At 45.4% G+C, this 17,741-nt stretch carries 11 protein-coding genes; 4 read left to right on the top strand and 7 right to left on the bottom strand.

Annotated features, from left to right (window positions below; all coding sequences use genetic code 11):
• Positions 1-90 precede the first annotated feature (90 nt).
• Positions 91-3,486: a VCBS repeat-containing protein gene (locus OKW21_RS00920; protein WP_277476464.1), complete on the top strand. Its 3,396-nt coding sequence runs from the start codon at positions 91-93 to the stop codon at positions 3,484-3,486.
• A 2-nt stretch (positions 3,487-3,488) separates the two neighbouring features.
• Complete coding sequence (locus OKW21_RS00925; RefSeq protein ID WP_277476466.1) at positions 3,489-4,832, top strand: vanadium-dependent haloperoxidase; 1,344 nt, start codon at positions 3,489-3,491, stop codon at positions 4,830-4,832.
• Positions 4,833-4,834: 2 nt separating this feature from the next.
• On the opposite strand, the gene OKW21_RS00930 is transcribed toward OKW21_RS00925, so the two are convergent.
• The 4 genes from OKW21_RS00930 to OKW21_RS00945 form a co-directional block, all read right to left on the bottom strand.
• The gene (locus tag OKW21_RS00930; protein ID WP_277476467.1) at positions 4,835-5,548 is read right to left on the bottom strand and encodes a hypothetical protein; all 714 of its coding nucleotides are present in this window, start codon (positions 5,546-5,548) and stop codon (positions 4,835-4,837) included.
• Between the two features lie 179 nt (positions 5,549-5,727).
• A complete protein-coding gene (locus OKW21_RS00935) occupies positions 5,728-6,855 on the bottom strand; it encodes a Fic family protein (protein WP_277476468.1) in 1,128 nt (375 codons plus the stop codon).
• 244 nt (positions 6,856-7,099) lie between these two features.
• Positions 7,100-8,053, bottom strand: a complete 954-nt coding sequence (locus OKW21_RS00940) for an aldo/keto reductase (protein WP_277476469.1) — start codon at positions 8,051-8,053, stop codon at positions 7,100-7,102.
• An 87-nt stretch (positions 8,054-8,140) separates the two neighbouring features.
• Complete coding sequence (locus OKW21_RS00945; protein ID WP_277476470.1) at positions 8,141-8,653, bottom strand: peptide deformylase; 513 nt, start codon at positions 8,651-8,653, stop codon at positions 8,141-8,143.
• Between the two features lie 299 nt (positions 8,654-8,952).
• Between OKW21_RS00945 and OKW21_RS00950 the strand changes: the two genes are divergently transcribed.
• Positions 8,953-10,419 (top strand): arylsulfatase, encoded by a 1,467-nt coding sequence (locus OKW21_RS00950; RefSeq protein WP_277476471.1) that lies wholly within the window; start codon positions 8,953-8,955, stop codon positions 10,417-10,419.
• Between the two features lie 13 nt (positions 10,420-10,432).
• On the opposite strand, the gene OKW21_RS00955 is transcribed toward OKW21_RS00950, so the two are convergent.
• The 3 genes from OKW21_RS00955 to OKW21_RS00965 form a co-directional block, all read right to left on the bottom strand.
• Positions 10,433-12,418 (bottom strand): TPR end-of-group domain-containing protein, encoded by a 1,986-nt coding sequence (locus tag OKW21_RS00955; RefSeq protein ID WP_277476474.1) that lies wholly within the window; start codon positions 12,416-12,418, stop codon positions 10,433-10,435.
• A 347-nt stretch (positions 12,419-12,765) separates the two neighbouring features.
• Positions 12,766-14,091 carry a ComEC/Rec2 family competence protein gene (locus OKW21_RS00960; protein WP_277476475.1) on the bottom strand — a complete coding sequence of 442 codons (1,326 nt, stop codon included), beginning with the start codon at positions 14,089-14,091 and terminating at the stop codon, positions 12,766-12,768.
• Between the two features lie 107 nt (positions 14,092-14,198).
• A complete protein-coding gene (locus OKW21_RS00965) occupies positions 14,199-16,166 on the bottom strand; it encodes a family 43 glycosylhydrolase (protein WP_277476477.1) in 1,968 nt (655 codons plus the stop codon).
• Positions 16,167-16,659: 493 nt separating this feature from the next.
• On the opposite strand from OKW21_RS00965, the gene OKW21_RS00970 reads away from it, so the two are divergent.
• Positions 16,660-17,280 carry a lipocalin-like domain-containing protein gene (locus tag OKW21_RS00970; RefSeq protein WP_277476478.1) on the top strand — a complete coding sequence of 207 codons (621 nt, stop codon included), beginning with the start codon at positions 16,660-16,662 and terminating at the stop codon, positions 17,278-17,280.
• The last annotated feature ends 461 nt before the right edge of the window (positions 17,281-17,741 follow it).

The following is a 17,741-nucleotide window of genomic DNA, read 5'->3' on the forward strand; positions in this document are numbered from 1 at the left end:
TTTCTGTTTTAGGACATATCTAAAGAATAAATAAAATTGGCTCGGAATACACACTCCCTGATTTATTGGCTTTTCTTGGCAGCAGTTCTCGTGTCAAGTTGCAGTGACCAGAATACAGATACCACACAGGAGAAGGCATCTTCCAAAGCTACTTCTTCCCCTCCACCACTGTTTACCTTACTCTCACCACAAGCTACCAATGTAAAGTTCAATAATGAGCTTACCGAAGGGCTGAATACCAATGTGATGGCTTATGAGTACTTTTACAATGGAGGTGGCGTAGCCATCGGGGATGTTAATAATGATGGCTGGGAAGACATCTATTTCTCTGGCAATATGATCTCCAATAAGCTTTATCTGAATAAAGGGGCAGAAGGGAATGCATCCCTTCAATTTGAAGATGTCACCGAAGAGGCTGGTGTTTCCGGAAAGAAAGCACCCTGGAAAACAGGGGTTACCATGGCGGATGTCAATAGCGATGGCTGGCTGGACATCTACGTGTGCTATTCAGGAAACGTAAGGCCGGAGAATCGACGTAACCAGCTATTTATCAACCAGGGCGTGGATGCATCAGGTAAACTTAGCTTCAGAGAAATGGCGGAAGAGTATGATCTGGCCAGCACCGCCACCAGTACACAAGCTACTTTCTTTGACTATGACCGGGATGGTGACCTGGATATGTTTCTGTTAAATCATAGCCCTTTTCCCTTACCGGTATTAGATGAAGCCTCTACGGCAGACCTGCTCAAAAAAGAAGATCCTTCTAATGGTGTACGACTCTTTAAGAATCATACGCCTTTTTCGTCGGGAGAAGCGGGCGAGCGGAGGGTTTTTGTTGATGTAACCGCAGAGTCGGGCATCCAGAGTACTTCTCTTTCTTATGGCCTGGGAGTAGGTATAGCCGATATCAATGCTGATGGCTGGCCGGATATTTACATTTCTAATGATTATGCCATACCAGATTTTCTCTACATCAATAATGGTTATGGGCCCGACGGGAAAGTCACATTCACAGATCAGATACAGTCACAGTTAGGGCATACTTCACACTTTTCTATGGGCAATGATATTGCCGACATCAACAATGATGGTTTGCAGGATATCTATACCCTGGACATGTTACCTGAAGATAACAGAAGGCAAAAGCTGCTGTTTGCTCCTGATAATTATGAGCTGTTTAACCTGAACCTGAACGTGGGGTTTTATTATCAGTATATGCGGAACATGCTGCATACCAACAATGGCCCGGGAGCCGATGGTCAGCCTACTTTTAGCGAAATAGGACAACTGGCGGGTGTCTCCAATACGGACTGGAGTTGGGCTGCCCTGCTGGCGGATTATGACAATGATGGCTGGAAAGACCTCTTTGTTACCAATGGCTATGTGCGCGATTATACCAATATGGATTTTATGAAGCACATGGGCGATTACCTGAACAGAAGAGAAGGGAACCTTTTGCGTAAAGATATACTGGAGTTGGTGTACCAGATGCCCTCATCCAATGTGGTCAACTATATGTACAAAAATAATGGAGGCACCTCTGACCACGCTACAACCTTTTCTGACGCTACTACTGAATGGGGCTTGCGCATGGCATCTAATAGCAATGGAGCAGCCTACGCTGACCTGGATAATGATGGCGATCTGGACCTGGTCGTAAACAACATTAACCGCCCTGCTTTTATCTTTCAAAATGAAGCTAAGCAGGAGAGAGAGCATCACTACCTGCAGCTTAAGCTGGAAGGGGAGGGAATGAACCGCTTTGGTATCGGAGCCAAAGTGATGCTCTATGCAGAGGGTAAAGTGCAGTACCTGGAGCAGATGCCTTCACGAGGCTATCAGTCCAGCGTTTCTCCTATTTTGCACTTTGGTTTGGGAGAGCACAGCGAAATTGACTCCCTCCGTATCGTATGGCAAAGTGGCAAGCAGCAATTGCTTACAAGCTTAAGCATAGATCAGCGCATTACATTGAATGAAAAAGATGCCACTGAAAACTATCCTTTTCCAAAGCCGCAACAAACAATTTATCAGGAGGTAAACGCTCCACTCGCCTTTGAACATAAAGAAAACAGGCTGAATGATTTCAAGCGTCAGCCGCTGATGGTAAATCCGCTGTCTTTTTCCGGCCCTGCTATGGCAAAGGCTGATGTAAACGGAGATGGCCGGGAAGATGTGTATGTAGGAGGAAGTAGTGGGCAGGCGGGCGCTTTATACCTACAGCAGGCCAACGGAAAATTTGTACAGCAAAACACTTCCGCTTTTACTGAAGACCAGCGGAGTGAAGATGTGGATGCCCTGTTTTTTGATGCCAATAGTGATGGTGCTGCCGACCTTTATGTGTGTAGTGGGGGCTATAATGATTTTATGCCTGAAGATGAAGCATTGCAGGATCGGCTCTACCTCAATGATGGCCAGGGAAATTATGCCAAAAGCAAAGGAGCTTTACCTGCAATGCTCACCAGCAGTAGCTGTGCTCGTGCCTCTGATATTGATGGAGACGGAAAGCTTGACCTTTTTGTAGGTAGCCGCGTGATTCCCGGACGTTATCCTGAAGTTCCGCCTAGCTATGTACTGATCAATGATGGTCAGGCTAAGTTCAAAGACATGACACAGACCGTGTCGCCTCAGCTACAGCAGGCAGGCATGGTGACCGACGCTGCCTGGGTAGACCTGAATGACGATCAGGAGGAAGAACTCATAGTAGTAGGAGAGTGGATGCCAGTGCAGGTATATGCCAAAAACAATGGAAAGCTGGAAGAGAAAACCAGTGATTACTTTGAGAAAACGTATAGCGGTTGGTGGAATAGTATTCTGGCTGATGATTTGAATGGCGATGGTAAAGTTGATCTGGTACTAGGCAATATGGGATTGAATACCCAATGCAAAGTCAGCGACAGTGAACCGGCTGAGCTGTTCTACAAAGATTTTGATGACAACGGATCGGTTGACCCCATCTTCTGTTTTTACATACAGGGTCAAAGTTATCCCTCCGTAACCCGCGACGAACTGCTGGACCAGATGGCGATGATGCGTACCCGTTTTCCCGACTATGATAGTTACGCAGATGCCCAACTGAAGGATATTTTTACCGAAGAGGAATTAGAAGGAGTACAACGCTTACAAGCCAATGAATTGAAAACCACTTACTTTGAAAGTAACAAAAGAGGAAAGTTTAAGCAAAAAGAATTGCCTTTGGTGGTGCAATCCTCTCCGGTCTTCACCATCAACTCTTTTGATTATAATCAGGATGGTAACAAAGATCTGCTGCTGAGTGGTAATATTAGCCAGGCACGCTTACGCTTTGGAAAATGTGACGCGAATTATGGGATCTTGCTGGAAGGCGATGGAAAAGGTAACTTTGCCTACATCCCTCAGCAGCATTCTGGTTTAGAAGTGTGGGGCGATGTGAGAAGTGTGATAGAAGTGAATAATACACTATTATTTGGAATCAATCAGGCTGAGATAAAAGCTTATAAAATCAACTAGTTATGAGAGGAAGAGCATGTTTTTTATTGCTGGGGATGAGCATACTGATGTTTGCTTGTGGGCAAAAGCAGGAAGAACTTCCGGAATTTAGCAATGAAGACATTCAGAGGCTGATGGCAAAAGTAACCGAAGTGATGGTGCATGATGTGACCAACCCTCCTTTAGCAGCGCGTTTCTTTGCCTACATCAATCTATCCGGCTACGAGGTAATGGTACAACATGATGCTACTTTGAGCAGCATGGCTGGGGTCCTCAATGAATTTCCTGAAATCACCAAGCCTGAAGTTGAAGGGCATTCGCCTTCGCTCGCTGCCATACTAGCCATGATGGAAACAGCCCAGAAGATTCAACCTTCTGGCAGTATGATACAGGCTTATGAGCAGCAATTTTTAGATTCCTGTAAGCAACTTGGTTATGCAGAAGAAGTCATCACTCAGTCAAAAAACTACGCGCAGGAGATCAGTAAGCAGGTGCTGGCGTATGTGAAAAGCGATCATTATCGTGAGATCAGCAATTACCCCAAATACACACCGCTGGAAGGAAAAGGTTATTGGTACCCCACTCCGCCCGCCTACTTCGCGGCGGTAGAGCCGCATTTCAACACGGTGCGTCCACTTACCATGGATTCCGCCAGTCAGTTTAAGCCGGCTCCTCCGGTAGCTTTCAGTGAAGACAAAAACTCTCCCTACTTCCAAATGCTGATGGAAGTCTACGAAGAAGGTAAGTCACTGCCTCAGGAGCACAGAAGAATCGCTTCTTTCTGGGACTGTAATCCGTTTGCCATGGAAAATAATGGTCATCTTATGGTAGGCTTGAAGAAAATCTCTCCCGGTGCGCATTGGATGGGCATCACCAGCATCGCCTGCGAAAAGGCACAGAAAAGTTTTCCTGAATCAGTGAAGCTACATACCGTAGTGGCAGTGGGTCTGATGGATGCCTTCATCTCCTGCTGGGATGAGAAATACCGCAGTAACCGGATAAGGCCTGAGACGGCGATCAGAAAATATATTGACCCCACCTGGGAACCGCTTTTGCAAACACCTCCCTTTCCTGAGTATACCAGCGGTCACTCTACCATTTCAGGTGCTTCCGCTTATATACTGACCTATTATTTCGGGGATGGTTTCAGCTACACTGATGATGTGGAGGTTAGTTATGGTATTCCTGCCCGTGATTTTACGTCTTTTATGTCAGCAGCTAAGGAAGCCGCGGTATCCCGTTTGTACGGAGGTATTCATTATCGTGATGCCAACGAAAATGGTACGGCACAAGGGCTAAAAGTAGGCGAATGGGTGATCCGTACTATTGAGAAAGAAGACATACAAAGTCTGGCGAAAGCAGAATAAGATCAGGAGGAGAGTTCGCTACAGTATTGTAGCAGCTTTCTCAGGTCTTCGTCCTTATTGAAATCTATTTTCTCTTCTTTTACAAAATCTCGGATGATATTTTTCTTCTCAGGAAAAATTTTCTTTAAAGCAGATTTATTGGCTTTGTAAGTACGGTTATTTTGATCAACAAAATAAAAGCTAGACTCTATAGCCAGTACCAAATCTCCTTTAAGCTTCAGGTTTTGTCGCTGACCAGTATTGGTAGTGAAAGATTTGTAAGTTCTGATAGAAGATACTGCCGAAGACTGTTCATAAGCTCCCATTTTTTCAGCATTTATAGTCGTAAATTTCTGATGAACCGCGAGCTTTACCGGTGAGTAATCCGCGATTGTCTCAACAAAGCCCGACTGCTCACCATAGTAGAAGGTTTTATCGCCTATACTGATCTGCTTCACCAACTGCTCATCTGCCAGCGCCATGGTATCTCCGGTGAGGTTGATGAACTGTATCTCTTCCAGGAGTAGGTTATAATTGAGTCTGGCGTTTGCTTTAGTACCATTGTGGAGGCTGACAATTCCTTGCTGAAATTGCTCAAGCAGATAGCGATCGCTGGCGGGGATAGCCTGCTCTATCTCTTCTTCAGAGCTTACCCGGAACCTTTCTTGATCCTGGGCAAAGGAAAAGTTACAGATACAGCATAAACAGAACAGCAACGATAAAAATAATGGATACATAAAAAGTGTTTGGGTATAATTATGCTTGAATTAATATAAGTATTTATCAGGTCAGAGACAATGGAATTTCGCTGACAAAATGGTTTATGCTCACAGTCTAAAACCGCATTACTGAATTAAATAACGCTTTTGAACATCAGATACGATGCTCAACTGTTCATAAACTAATTAGCTTGTAATTACTCGGCCAGTATACGGTAGAGCTCCTGGTTCAGGTAGTAATGGTGCCCTTCTATGCTTTTCTTTTCCAGTATGCCCATATCATTCAACTGATTGAGGTAGTTGCGAGCGGTATTTTCCGCATAATATCCACGATCGGTCAAATGTTTTACCTTGGTAAGCGGTTGGTTGAAAATGGCGAGAATCAGCTGTTCCGGCCTTCTTATCTCAGTCTCTTTCTCCACCACTTCCAGTATAGCGTCTTTGGTAGCGATGATGTCATTTATTTTCTGGTAGGTAATGTTAGAGGTGATTTCTACTGCTTTCAACATATACTGTATCCAGGCTTTCCAGTCTCCCCTTTGTGAAACTCCTGCCAGATAAGCGTAATAATCACTTTTGTTTTCAATAATGTAGCGGCTGAGAAAAAGAATAGGTAAGTCTAATAAGCCCTTTTTGGTCAGGTAATGAATGTTTAGCAACCTGCCTGTTCTCCCGTTACCATCCCGAAAAGGGTGGATAGCTTCAAACTGAAAGTGTCCGATAGCCATTTTTAGCAAGGGATCAACCGCATACTGTTCGTCATTATTAAGAAAGTTCAGCAGGTTTTGTAATTTTTCTTCTATCAGTTTAGCACCCCGGGGAGGGGTATAAATTACTTGTCCTGCCTGCGGGCCACTGTCGCCACGGCGAATAACAATCTGGGTAAAAGGAGGACGGATACCATCGCTACTTTGCTTTACGGTGCGGTACATCTGGATGAGGTAATCCATGTCAAAATCCTGCTGTTGTAAATGCTCATAGCCGGCCCACAGTGCCTGCCGGTAATAAAGCACCTCTTTGGAAGGGCCGGTAGTTTCGTAAAAATTATCTTCAGAATAAGCCCTGTAAAGATCATCATCGGTAGTAAAGATGTTTTCTATGGCACTGGAGGCTTTAGCTTCCTGCAAGCTAATGGTGTTGATCAGCATGCCGGGATTAGGAATCGCCACACTTCGCCCCTGCAAACGCCCCAGGGCTAATTTAGCCTGACCCAGGGCTTCTAATACCTCTATGGTTTTGTATAAATCCTTGGCAATGGGGAGAGGGGGAAGAGCATTCCAGGGTTGATTGCGATCGGAATTAATGGAGTAAAGGGTATTAGACATCAGATAATGTGTTTTTTGATGTTTGTAAGGTAAGAAAAACTCCTTTTAATGTCTAGTAACACAATAAACATTATTAAATGTGTTTTTTAATGTTTAGTACCGAAGTGCGTATTAAAAGGGTAAAAATAAATACTACAAACATTAAAATTATTGAGGCAAAGTCAGCGAAGCATCAGTGAACAAAAAAATAGCCGGGGAGTCTTCACCCGGCTAATATCTGATGACAAGCTAATAAATGAGTTAATTACTCATTCCAAAGCCCTTCCATGCTGTAAGGAGAGCCTTCCATAGCCCAAAATGCACCGTCAATAAAGCGGTGATGCTTATCCAGACCGGCAATGGTTTGCATTTCATCATCGCTTAGGTTGATCTTAGCAGCGTCAATGTTCTGCTGAATACGCTTAGGATTGACAGACTTGGGAATAACGGCGGTGCCTCTGTTGACAGCCCAGCTGATCAATACCTGAGCAGGGGAACAATCATGTTTTTTGGCTATGTTGTGGATCGTTTTATCCTCCATCAACACCGGGTCGCTTTCTTTTTTTGATCTGGCAGGGCGGTCTCCTGAGCCTAGCGGAGAGTAGGCAGTCAGGTGAATCCCCTGCTCTTTACAGTATGCCACCAATTCTTTTTGTTGCAGATAGGGATGCATCTCTACCTGATTCATTTCAGGTTTACTTTCTGACTGTTGAAGAAGCTCCCTGATCTTTTTCTCACTGAAGTTAGATACCCCAATGTGTTTAGCCAGGCCTTTGTGCTTAGCTTCTTCCATGCCTTTCCAGGTTTCAGTAATGGGCACTTCTTCCAGGCTCAAAAAGTCATCGGGCCCTTCGGGGAAAGTCACATCCTTATTCAAAGCTATCGGCCAGTGTACCAGATAGAGGTTAAGGTACTCCAGTTGCAAATCTTTCAACGTCTTTTCCAGGGCAGGAATTATCTGCTCCCTTCGGTGAGAATTATTCCAGAGCTTGGAAGTGACCCAAAGCTCTTCTCTTTTCACCATGCCATCGGCAAATGCTTTTTTTAGTGCCTCGCCCACTTCAGACTCATTACCATAGATGGCCGCACAATCAATATGGCGGTAGCCACTCTGAATGGCAGCTATCACCGCATCATGTACATCTCCCGGATCAGATTTCCAGGTTCCCAGCCCAATGGCGGGCATTGTATCTCCGTTTTTAAAGCTTAGTTTTTCCATACTTTGAGAAATAGGCCCGGGTAAAAAATGTTTGCGAAAAGGGTGAAAAAGGTAAAAATCAATATGTATGCATCAATAGCTTTAGCATTACAGGGAAGAATTCATGGTTTTTCTCCAGCGGAATGATTGCTTGTCAATTGCCCTTTGCGTAGCCAGAATACCTTCCAGATGATCATATTCATGTTGTAAAAGTTCAGACAAAGCCCCCTCCGCATTGATTTGCTGCTTTTCAAAATGTTCATCAAAGTATTCCATCAAACAGCTTTGGTGGCGCTCTACTTTTACCAGCAGATTGGGAAAACACATGCAGTCATCCCAGAGCTCAAGCTTATCTTCACTCAGATAGCTAAACGATGGATTGATGATGATTAGCGGATGGTCAATATTCATATAAATCAGGCGGATCATTTCACCAATCTGAGGAGCGGCAATAGCCCGGAAAGCCCCATACTTTGCTTTGAACTCAAAGAGGATGTCGTGTAATTCCTGTACGACTTCATTGATATAAGGAAGCTCATGCTGACCCAGCTCCCGGCTTTTTTCATTCAGGCGCGGATCACCCAGCAGGAGGATCTGATCTGACTTAGGACTATTTTTCATAGCGATAAACTTTTCCGTCTTTCATGAACAGCTTCATGTTTCTACTAAGATACCTTCAGCAGTCTTACTTCCACAGCGATCATACCAGCCAGCAAGGTCTCTTTGGTTCTGCATGCTTTAACCTGTATTAGAAGGGCATCCGCATAAGTGCTAAGTATAAACTTGCTGAAAATAAATAGAATCCTTGAGAATACTAACTAAGCTATCTTTCGCTTTTTCAGGTATTCCGGATTTGTTACTTATGGCTGAATCTATTATCATTATTGTTTGACTTTGAAGACAACCTAATTTATATCTTAATGACTCTATCCAAGTATTTATTCTTTGCGTGCTTTTTGCTTCTCTTAGGTTGTGCACAACCTCAGGCCAACGAAGAAGAAACAGTTAGCACTGAAAACAGAAAACCCAATATCGTTTTTATACTTGCCGATGATCTGGGCTATGGAGATCTGAGTGTGTACGGGCAAACGCATTTTGAAACACCCAATATTGATCAGTTGGCAGCAGAAGGTATGCGCTTTACGCAGCATTATTCCGGTAGCACTGTCTGTGCCCCATCCCGCTCGGTGATCATGACCGGCAAGCATAGCGGACATACCTTTATCCGGGGCAATAAAGAAGTAAGACCGGAGGGACAGTATCCAATAGCCGATAGCATTCGTATCTTACCAGAGATGCTCAAAGAGCAGGGCTATGTTACCGGTGCTTTCGGGAAGTGGGGACTTGGTTATCCCGGTTCGGAAGGCGACCCCCTCAATCAGGGATTTGATCGTTTTTATGGCTACAATTGCCAGCGTTTGGGTCATAATTATTATCCCTATTATCTCTGGGACAACGACCAGAAAGTCATGCTGGAGGACAATGAAGGCAAGCAGAAAGGACAATACGCCCCCTCACTCATTCATGAGCAGACGCTGAACTTTATTGAGCAAAACCAAGATACCAGCTTTTTTCTTTTTGTCCCCAGCATCATTCCTCATGCTGAACTGGCGGCACCGGAAGAATATATGGAAAAGTACCGCGGTAAATTTGAACCCGAAAAAGCTTATGAAGGCTATGATGAAGGACCGGATTACCGCCAGGGGCCTTATGAATCGCAGGCGGAAACCCATGCGGCTTTCGCTGCCATGGTCAATGTGCTGGATGATCAGGTAGGAGAGATTGTCGCTAAATTGAAAGAGCTAGGCTTAGATGAAAATACACTTATTGTTTTCTCCAGTGATAATGGTCCTCATCTGGAAGGAGGCGCAGATCCAGAATATTTTGACAGCAATGGTCCGCTGAGAGGATTTAAACGTGACCTTTACGATGGGGGAATTCGTGTACCTACCATCGCCCGCTGGCCGGGAAAAATTCCTGCCGCCAGTGAAAGTCAGCACATCTCAGCCTTCTGGGATTTGTACCCTACCTTTGCTGAAGTCGCTGAAGCTCCCTTGGAAAAAGAAGTGGACGGAATTTCCATGCTTCCTACACTGATGGGTGAAGAGGGTCAGGAGGAGCATGAGTATCTATACTGGGAGTTTCATGAGAAAGGAGGCAGGGTAGCGGTACGCAAAGGCGACTGGAAAGCAGTACGCTACGAGGTGCTGGAAAATCCTGACAACCCACTGGAACTCTATAACCTGGCTGAAGATATAGGTGAAGAAAACAACATTGCCGACCAACACCCGGAGGTCGTAGCCGAGATGAACAAAATTATCAACAATGCCCGTACTCCTTCTGAAATATTTGCCTTTGGCTCAGGAACGTATTTAGGAGAAAACTAAAAAGCTGCCAGGCTTAAAGTGCCTGGGGGATCAGCGTATCTTTCTGCTCGGTTTCCCGGCGCATCTCTTCCATTTTAGCTTTTAGTTGGGATACAATGGCCTGGAAGTCGGGCTCATCTTTGATGTTTTTAAAGAAAGGACTATGCTCTAACAGGGCATAGTCTATCCAGTTGTATGCTACCGCCTCTTTTAGCCATTTCAATGCTTCTTCTGTTCTGCCCTGTACCGCGTAGGTAGCCGCAAGATTATAAGGATGCTCATCTGCCTGCGCCCCCTTAGAAAATTCATTGAGCGCAAGTGCGGTAGCCCTGGCTAACAGAATGTTGCCTTCCATTTGCTTGCCATCTTCAATCAGAATTCTACCTAAGCCCAGCGGACTGACCGTATGGGGGTCATTCATTACCGATGGGTTCAGTTCAATAGACTGGCGATAATAAATCTTTGCCAGTGAGTCATTTCCGGCAAAGCTTGCGATCATCCCGGCGGTTTCCTTCACTCTGGCGTTGTCCTCTTCCAGCGCAAGTATGGCAGGTAGTAAAGACAAGGCTTCATCATTCTTTCCCTGACTTACATAAGTATAAGCCAGTTCCCTGTAGGCATCCTGCAAAGGACGCATATTGATAGACTTTTTTAGCCACAATTCCGCACTGGGCAGGTCTCCCAGGAGGCGGTAAATCCAGCCGATAATGTAAAAGGGTATAGCGTTGTTGGGATTGAGGGCGGCTGCTTTTTTCTCCCACACAAGCGCAGCAGCCAGCTCTCCTCTCAGGAAATAGCTGCTTCCCAGGTTACCTACTGCCGGGGCATTATTAGGGTTAAGCGCTACGGCTTTTTGCAGCAATTCAAAGGCTTTATCGTACTGCTGGGCATAGTTGTAAGCATTGGCTAGAGCTTTATACGCTTCGGAAGAGGCAGGATCAAGGAATATAGCTTTTTCTCCTGCTACTATGCTTGAATCGTTCCAGCTTACATCAAAGCCGAAGCGGATATTTTTCTGACTATAAGCATCACCCAGCCCTGCCCAGGCCAGTGCATATTCCGGATCAAGCGCAATGGCTTCTTTAAACTGCTCTATGGCCAGCTCATTATATTCACTGGTGTAGTGATAATAATAGTCACGACCTTTGAGGTAGTAATTATAAGCCGTTATATTCTTGGTAGGCTTTTTTTCTATGCTTTCCTTCTCAGAGGGCGTAAGCTGTGTTTCCAGTTTGGAGGCAATGGTCTGGGCAATCTCACTCTGTATCTCAAATACATCTTCCATGTCACGGTCATAAGACTCTGCCCACAGATGCCTGTCGTTGATGGCATCAATCAACTGTCCGGAGATGCGGATGCGGTTACCGATACGGCGAACGCTGCCCTCCAGAATTACAGACACCCCCAATTCACCGGCGATCTGCTTAACAGGCTTAGGGTTGTCTTTGTACTGCAATACAGAAGTTCGTGAAATCACCTTAAGCGCGTTGATCTTGGAAAGCTGGCTGATAATATCTTCGGTCAGGCCATCACTAAAATATTCATTTTCCTGGTTGCTGCTGATGTTTTCAAAAGGAAGCACAGCAATAGACTTGTCGTGGATCCCAGCAACTTCAGTAGAAGCAGTCTCCGAACTGCGCTCTGTCCAGTAGTTGAAGTACAGGTGTTGTAATATCAGTAATATAACCAGGCCTATATTGACCAGTGTACCAGTAAAAGGTTTCTTTTTGGCGGGAGGGTAAGGGTTATTCTCAGCCTCTACAGAAGTCGTTCTGATTATTCCTTCCGGACTTAGCTCAAATGCCCAGGCAAGTATTAGTGCAATCGGAAAGCCAAACAGGAAAAAGATAATTACGGCCGTGGTAAACCAGTCAGGTACGTTGAGGTAAGGGAAAATAGCCACGGCGATCTGGATCACCAGCCAGGCAGTGATGGCATATACACTGGCAACTCTGAAGACATTGCGTCTCTGGAGTTCCTGAAAAAAGGAAGACTTCTTTTCAACAGGTTTTTCAGGCATCAGCAATTAGGTTGTATGGCCTATATTAACAAAAAAAAACCGCAATTGATAGATAGCTGTAGCTACATTGAAAATATTTGGCAGGCTTAAAAATGTAATGCTAAATCAACATAGCCGGCATCTTATACCAACAGGTGTGGGCCATTGAGCGTTATTCTGACAGAAAAAATATAACTGATGCTGTTCAAAATCAGAGAAGTAAAAAATATTTCCCCAAAGTATATTCCAAATTCACACTTACGGTGTGTATAAATGTTTTGCAGGAAAGTATCAGTTTCACTAAATGCGTGATCATCTACATCGTTTCTGTAAGATTTAGCGGGTTTGAGCATTCTTATATGTCTGACTTACTCATGGGCCGGTTGGGCTGCACTATAAGGGCCAAATATACCACTAACTTCTCTTTCCGCATTATTATCGTTGAGGGTAATCACCTGATACGTTTTCCCGCCCGCCGCTACTCTAATGACGATATGCCCTTCGGTGCTTTGGTAAGCCTTTTCCAGCGATGGACCGATCACCTGCTTGTTGGCTTCCAGGATATTGGTGGCAAAAAGGTCACGCTCGCCGGGATAAATATGTCTGGAAGTCACTCGGCGGAGCACTTCGTGGCCAGGATGGTCGGACGACCAGGTCTGTTCTATCCACACCCGAGGACGAAGCGTGCTGATAAAGGTGGAATTGCAGCAATCACGGTTTCCATGATGGTTAAAGGCCACTACATCTACCGGCCCCACGGCTTTGGCGACAGGCGTTTCCACATCTTTCCATTCCGGCTCTCCCAGATCTGCGATGCCCGGCATATCACCTCCGGTAAAATAGTCAAAAGGTCCATATGAGATGCGGAGGGCATTGCTCAGCGGGTTTTCTCCCGGACGCTCCTGCACCGGCGTGTTACTGAAGTCAGGAAAATATTCATAAGTATCATTGCCTTGCCCGGTCCAGATGCTGCCGTTGGACTTGATGTTACGCACTTCAAACTCCGGGTATTTGTCCGACAGATATTTGAGCACGACTTGGGCATTACTGCCTGCCTTAAGCTGAGCGGCCTGCATGCCTTCCTCTTTTCGCTGGTATTCAATAAACTTCTGGTAGTTGTCAAAAGTCGCATACCACTGTTTGAAAGGCGGATTAAAGGCCATCATCTGTCGTACCCCTTCTCCCTTGAGCGGAACCGGATAGGCATAGTCGGGATAGCCTCTGTCCAGCAACATTTTGATAGGAATATGCTCTCCGACTTCAGTGATGCCGGTCAGTTTGTAATCTCCTTTTTGTGAAGTCTCAGATTGCTGGTGAAGACTTCCGTAATGATCATCGTGAAAGTGGGTGATCATGGCATAATCTAGCACAGGCGCACTGTTAGAAGGGGCAAACTGACGGATGTATTCTACAATCCAGAGCGGAGCGCTTTTGGTGCTGTCGGGATGGATGCGGGTATTGCGGGGCGTACCGATGCGCTCGCCAAAAGGATTCATGTCACCGGCATCTACCAGCAGAGTAGTGCCATCGGGAAAGATAAAATAAGCGGCATCGCCTCTTCCGGTATTGATATGGTGGATATCCAGCATGCCTTCCTGCCAGGGTGGAAGTTGTTCTCCCATCTGCTGGGCCCGGGCAGTGCTAACAAAAAGTAAGAAGCTTAGAAAAAATAAAGGCCAGGTGTTTCGTTTCATGACAGGTAGTTTTGATCATTGATATTCTTTACGTTTGTAGATTGACTTCCTATGTACGGCCTTTTTTTGTCAAGAGACATGCAATGTACGCTCAAAACGCAATTTGTCTACAGCTCTGAAAAAGTAAGTTTTCCATCTTTCATTTCCCAGCGTTTGGCTGATAAATAATAAGTGTAACCCTTATTGGGATTGCCCTGATAAAACAGGTATTTGCTGCCATCCTCATCTATAAACACGCCCGGATGGCCCGATTCGGTAGCATTCCAGGCATTAGGTGCTCCCTTAGGAAGGACAGGCTCCTCACTCATCCTCTCCCAGTGGATGCCATCCTGGCTGCTCGCCAGCCCGATCTGCTGCCCTTCGTGATTATAGGCTCCGGCATAAAACATATACCATGTATCCTTTATTTTACAGACCGAAGAGGCTTCTATGCAGTTTATCTCCCAGGCTAACTCAGGCTTCAGCAGCGGCTCCTGACTGATTTGCTTCCATGATGATCTCCCGAAGCCATCCGTCAGGGCGGCTACGGATACGCCTACCATCTGCTGTTCGTAAGCAGGGTCGCGGGTGGCCCAGTACAGATAAGCAGTATCTTCATTGATGAATACATCAGCGTCTATCGCCCGGCCTACGTTCCAGTCGCCCGTGGGAGAGAAAACGGGATTACTTTCATCCCGGCTAAAGTGAATACCATCCTCCGACCAGGCGTGGCAGATGGCATCATTTTCAGCATTGCCATAGGTCTGGTAGAAAAGGTGCACCTTACCCTCATGCACCAGCGCTCCGGGGGCGCACAGCCCTTTGTTTTCGTAGTCGGCCTGCGGCAGTATTTCATCCAGCTTTTTCCAATGCCTGAGGTCGTCGGATACGGCAATGCCGATATTCCATCCGCTTTTGTTTTCTGCGCCATTTTCGTCAGGAGGAAGAGAGTAATACATATAATAGCGGTCCTGAAACTTCACCACGGATGGATCTTTGGCATAGGGACGACCTTTGCGGGAGATATCCCGATAGAGCATAGACTGCGCTACTTCCTGCTCCTGTAGCTTTTGCAATACATCTCTGGAAACTCTGAAGATGGTACCATGGCGGATGCCTTCAGGCATTTCCAACTGTTCCGATTTTTCTTCCCACTTTTGCAGATCGTGCGATACCAGCAGACCAAACTCACCTTTGCGGTATTTGTCAAAGTACAGATGCCAGGTTCCGTCAATCTGCGCTGCCGTGGGGCCTTCCGCCCAGTAGTCGCCGCTGATGGGCTCGTCTGCTACCTCATAAGGCCCGGTGATGTCATCGGCATAAGCAATACTGATATTCTTTTGGGCTTCGGGCAATTCGGATTCGTCTTTGATAAACATCAGGTAGCGATCCTCCAGCGGATAAATACTGGCGTCAATCGCGTTGAAACCGGGATCATACAGCAACTGGGTAGGGCTGAAGTCCTCAAAGTCGGAGGTAAGCGTATAGTAAATGCGGTGGTTTCTTAGCGTACTGTCTTTGGTACTGTTGGCGGTTTCCGGAAATTTGTCGGTAATGGTAGACGACCAGTAGATGATGAACTGCTCCTCTTCCGGGATATAATTGATTTCCGGTGCCCAGCAGTTGCGCACGCTATCTTCGTGAGCCATCACCGGAATGGCGATCTGCTCCGACCAGTTTATCAGGTCGTCAGAATGTGCGTAGCCGATGGTATTGCCTTCCCAGGAGGTAGTCCAGACCATATGGAAAGTGCCATCGGGCGTTTGGGTAATGCAGGGGTCACGCATTAGCGTGCTTTCACCCACCAGAGGTTGTAAGTAAGGTAGTCCGTCATTCAGCGCTTCCCATTTAAGGCCATTTTCACTCCAGGCAAGGTGCAGTCCGTCTTCCCCATTGCCGGTAAAGTAAGAAAAGAGGTATACCGCTTCCTCTTCTTCCTGGGATGACGGAGTGCATTGCGTCATCCATACAGTGAAAGAGAATGATACAAGAAGGAATATATGATAAGTAGTACCAGCTTTGATCATGTGAGTTGAGTAGTTGTATTGTATAAATTTCCAGAAAGGTAATATATAAAGAAGGGCTTTATTTCCCATAGGTTAAAAATAAAGTCAGACAAAGTTCCCTTTCATCAAGTGAGAGATTTGACAAGTTTGGCCAAAAGCACAGAAGAGCGTATTTAAGATTAAGTCTCAGCAGCTATGAGCAAAAGTAAACATTGCCAGCAGGCAGAGAAGGAGCGACTACACACCTTATAGACCGGATAGCCGCAATAACAAGGCGATATAAAGGTAAAAGAGTAGGCTTTGAGGAGGGCTTATAAGTGTTTGTATAAGCGATAGGCAAAGAATAGAATACATCACACATGATCTTGTTCAGTGGCAATTCATCAATGAGCATGATGCTGAGCAGTCCTTTATACCTCAGGCTAAAGAATCACCTTCTATTGAATAAAATTGAGTAGATTCATATACATGTAAAAAAAATGAATTACATTAGATACATGTAAAAACACCTGAATGCTCTACGTAATTGCACGTTTTTGATGTGTCCATTAAATGCTATGGGGCGTTAAGCAGATGAAAGTATATGGAAGATGGCCGTAACTCTGCGCTATCCCTATGTTATAGGTCATTAAAAAACCAAACTCAAGTGAAAGATTTTATTATAATCTCATTTTTAATAATCTTATGTTTTACAAGTTGCAAACAAAAAGCATCATCAACTCAAAGTGATGAAACAGATTCAATCAATGCGGCGATAAATATGGTAAATGAGAAAATGTCAAATGAAAAATTTGTTGGTTCCTGGGAATTAAAGGAATGGACAGCCGAGTCAAACGATGAAGGTATAGTATTTCCCTTTGGCGAAGATGCAATAGGACGAATAACTTACGACAGCAATGGAAACATGGCAGTTCAGATAATGAAAAATAATAGATCTAAATTTCTTTCTGATGATCCCCTTCAAGCCCAGCCTGATGAGGTGGTTGTTGCTTATAATGGATTTATTGCTTATTGTGGAAATTATGAAGTAAATCTTACCACTAATCAAGTGGTTCATCAAATAAAAATAAGTTCTTTCCCAAATTGGGTTGGTCAAAATCAAATTAGATATTTTGAATTCAATGGGGATGACCTGACCTTAAGCACTGATCTAATAGGCTCAAATAGGCATAAATTGGTATGGAGTAAAATTGACAATGAATAAACAACCTATAATCGTGTAGGGAAAAGTAGGAATTGACATTTAAACCTACCCAAAAGGTGTCGTTTCCTACTTCAGCCCTCACACACCACTGGTCGTACGGGCCATCGTGGCGCGATCGCGTAACCAGCGGTTCGCTGAGATTGAGAGGTTTCCCTCCGCCCCTCTTAAGACAAGGCTAGCAGACTCTTAATCTGTAAACAGCGCGGCTGCCGCTTCCTTGCCGAATTCAGAGCATTCTCAGCGTTCGGTCGGGGCCCCCCGGTCCTTCATCACCTTGTGAGACCTCCGTAGCTCTTACGGCCCTCCAGGCTGGACTCATTTCCAGTGACTACTATGACCTCTGTCGGCAGCCGACGCTGTGACTTCTCAAACAACTTTTCCAGGCACTTGAGACCTCCCCATTGTGCGACAACCGGGTAAGAGCATATTCCCGGGCCACGGCGGCTTCCCCCGATTCCTGC

Source organism: Catalinimonas alkaloidigena (assembly GCF_029504655.1).
Lineage (GTDB): Bacteria > Bacteroidota > Bacteroidia > Cytophagales > Cyclobacteriaceae > Catalinimonas > Catalinimonas alkaloidigena.

What these genes read in the sequence shown, in the direction of transcription:
- OKW21_RS00945 (WP_277476470.1), bottom strand. Translation starts at nt 8,653, where the DNA reads ATGAAAAATAGTCCTAAGTCAGATCAGATCCTCCTGCTGGGTGATCCG.
- OKW21_RS00960 (WP_277476475.1), bottom strand. Translation starts at nt 14,091, where the DNA reads ATGAAACGAAACACCTGGCCTTTATTTTTTCTAAGCTTCTTACTTTTT.
- OKW21_RS00955 (WP_277476474.1), bottom strand. Translation starts at nt 12,418, where the DNA reads ATGCCTGAAAAACCTGTTGAAAAGAAGTCTTCCTTTTTTCAGGAACTC.
- OKW21_RS00935 (WP_277476468.1), bottom strand. Translation starts at nt 6,855, where the DNA reads ATGTCTAATACCCTTTACTCCATTAATTCCGATCGCAATCAACCCTGG.
- OKW21_RS00940 (WP_277476469.1), bottom strand. Translation starts at nt 8,053, where the DNA reads ATGGAAAAACTAAGCTTTAAAAACGGAGATACAATGCCCGCCATTGGG.
- OKW21_RS00930 (WP_277476467.1), bottom strand. Translation starts at nt 5,548, where the DNA reads ATGTATCCATTATTTTTATCGTTGCTGTTCTGTTTATGCTGTATCTGT.
- OKW21_RS00925 (WP_277476466.1), top strand. Translation starts at nt 3,489, where the DNA reads ATGAGAGGAAGAGCATGTTTTTTATTGCTGGGGATGAGCATACTGATG.
- OKW21_RS00965 (WP_277476477.1), bottom strand. Translation starts at nt 16,166, where the DNA reads ATGGGAAATAAAGCCCTTCTTTATATATTACCTTTCTGGAAATTTATA.
- OKW21_RS00970 (WP_277476478.1), top strand. Translation starts at nt 16,660, where the DNA reads ATGGAAGATGGCCGTAACTCTGCGCTATCCCTATGTTATAGGTCATTA.
- OKW21_RS00950 (WP_277476471.1), top strand. Translation starts at nt 8,953, where the DNA reads ATGACTCTATCCAAGTATTTATTCTTTGCGTGCTTTTTGCTTCTCTTA.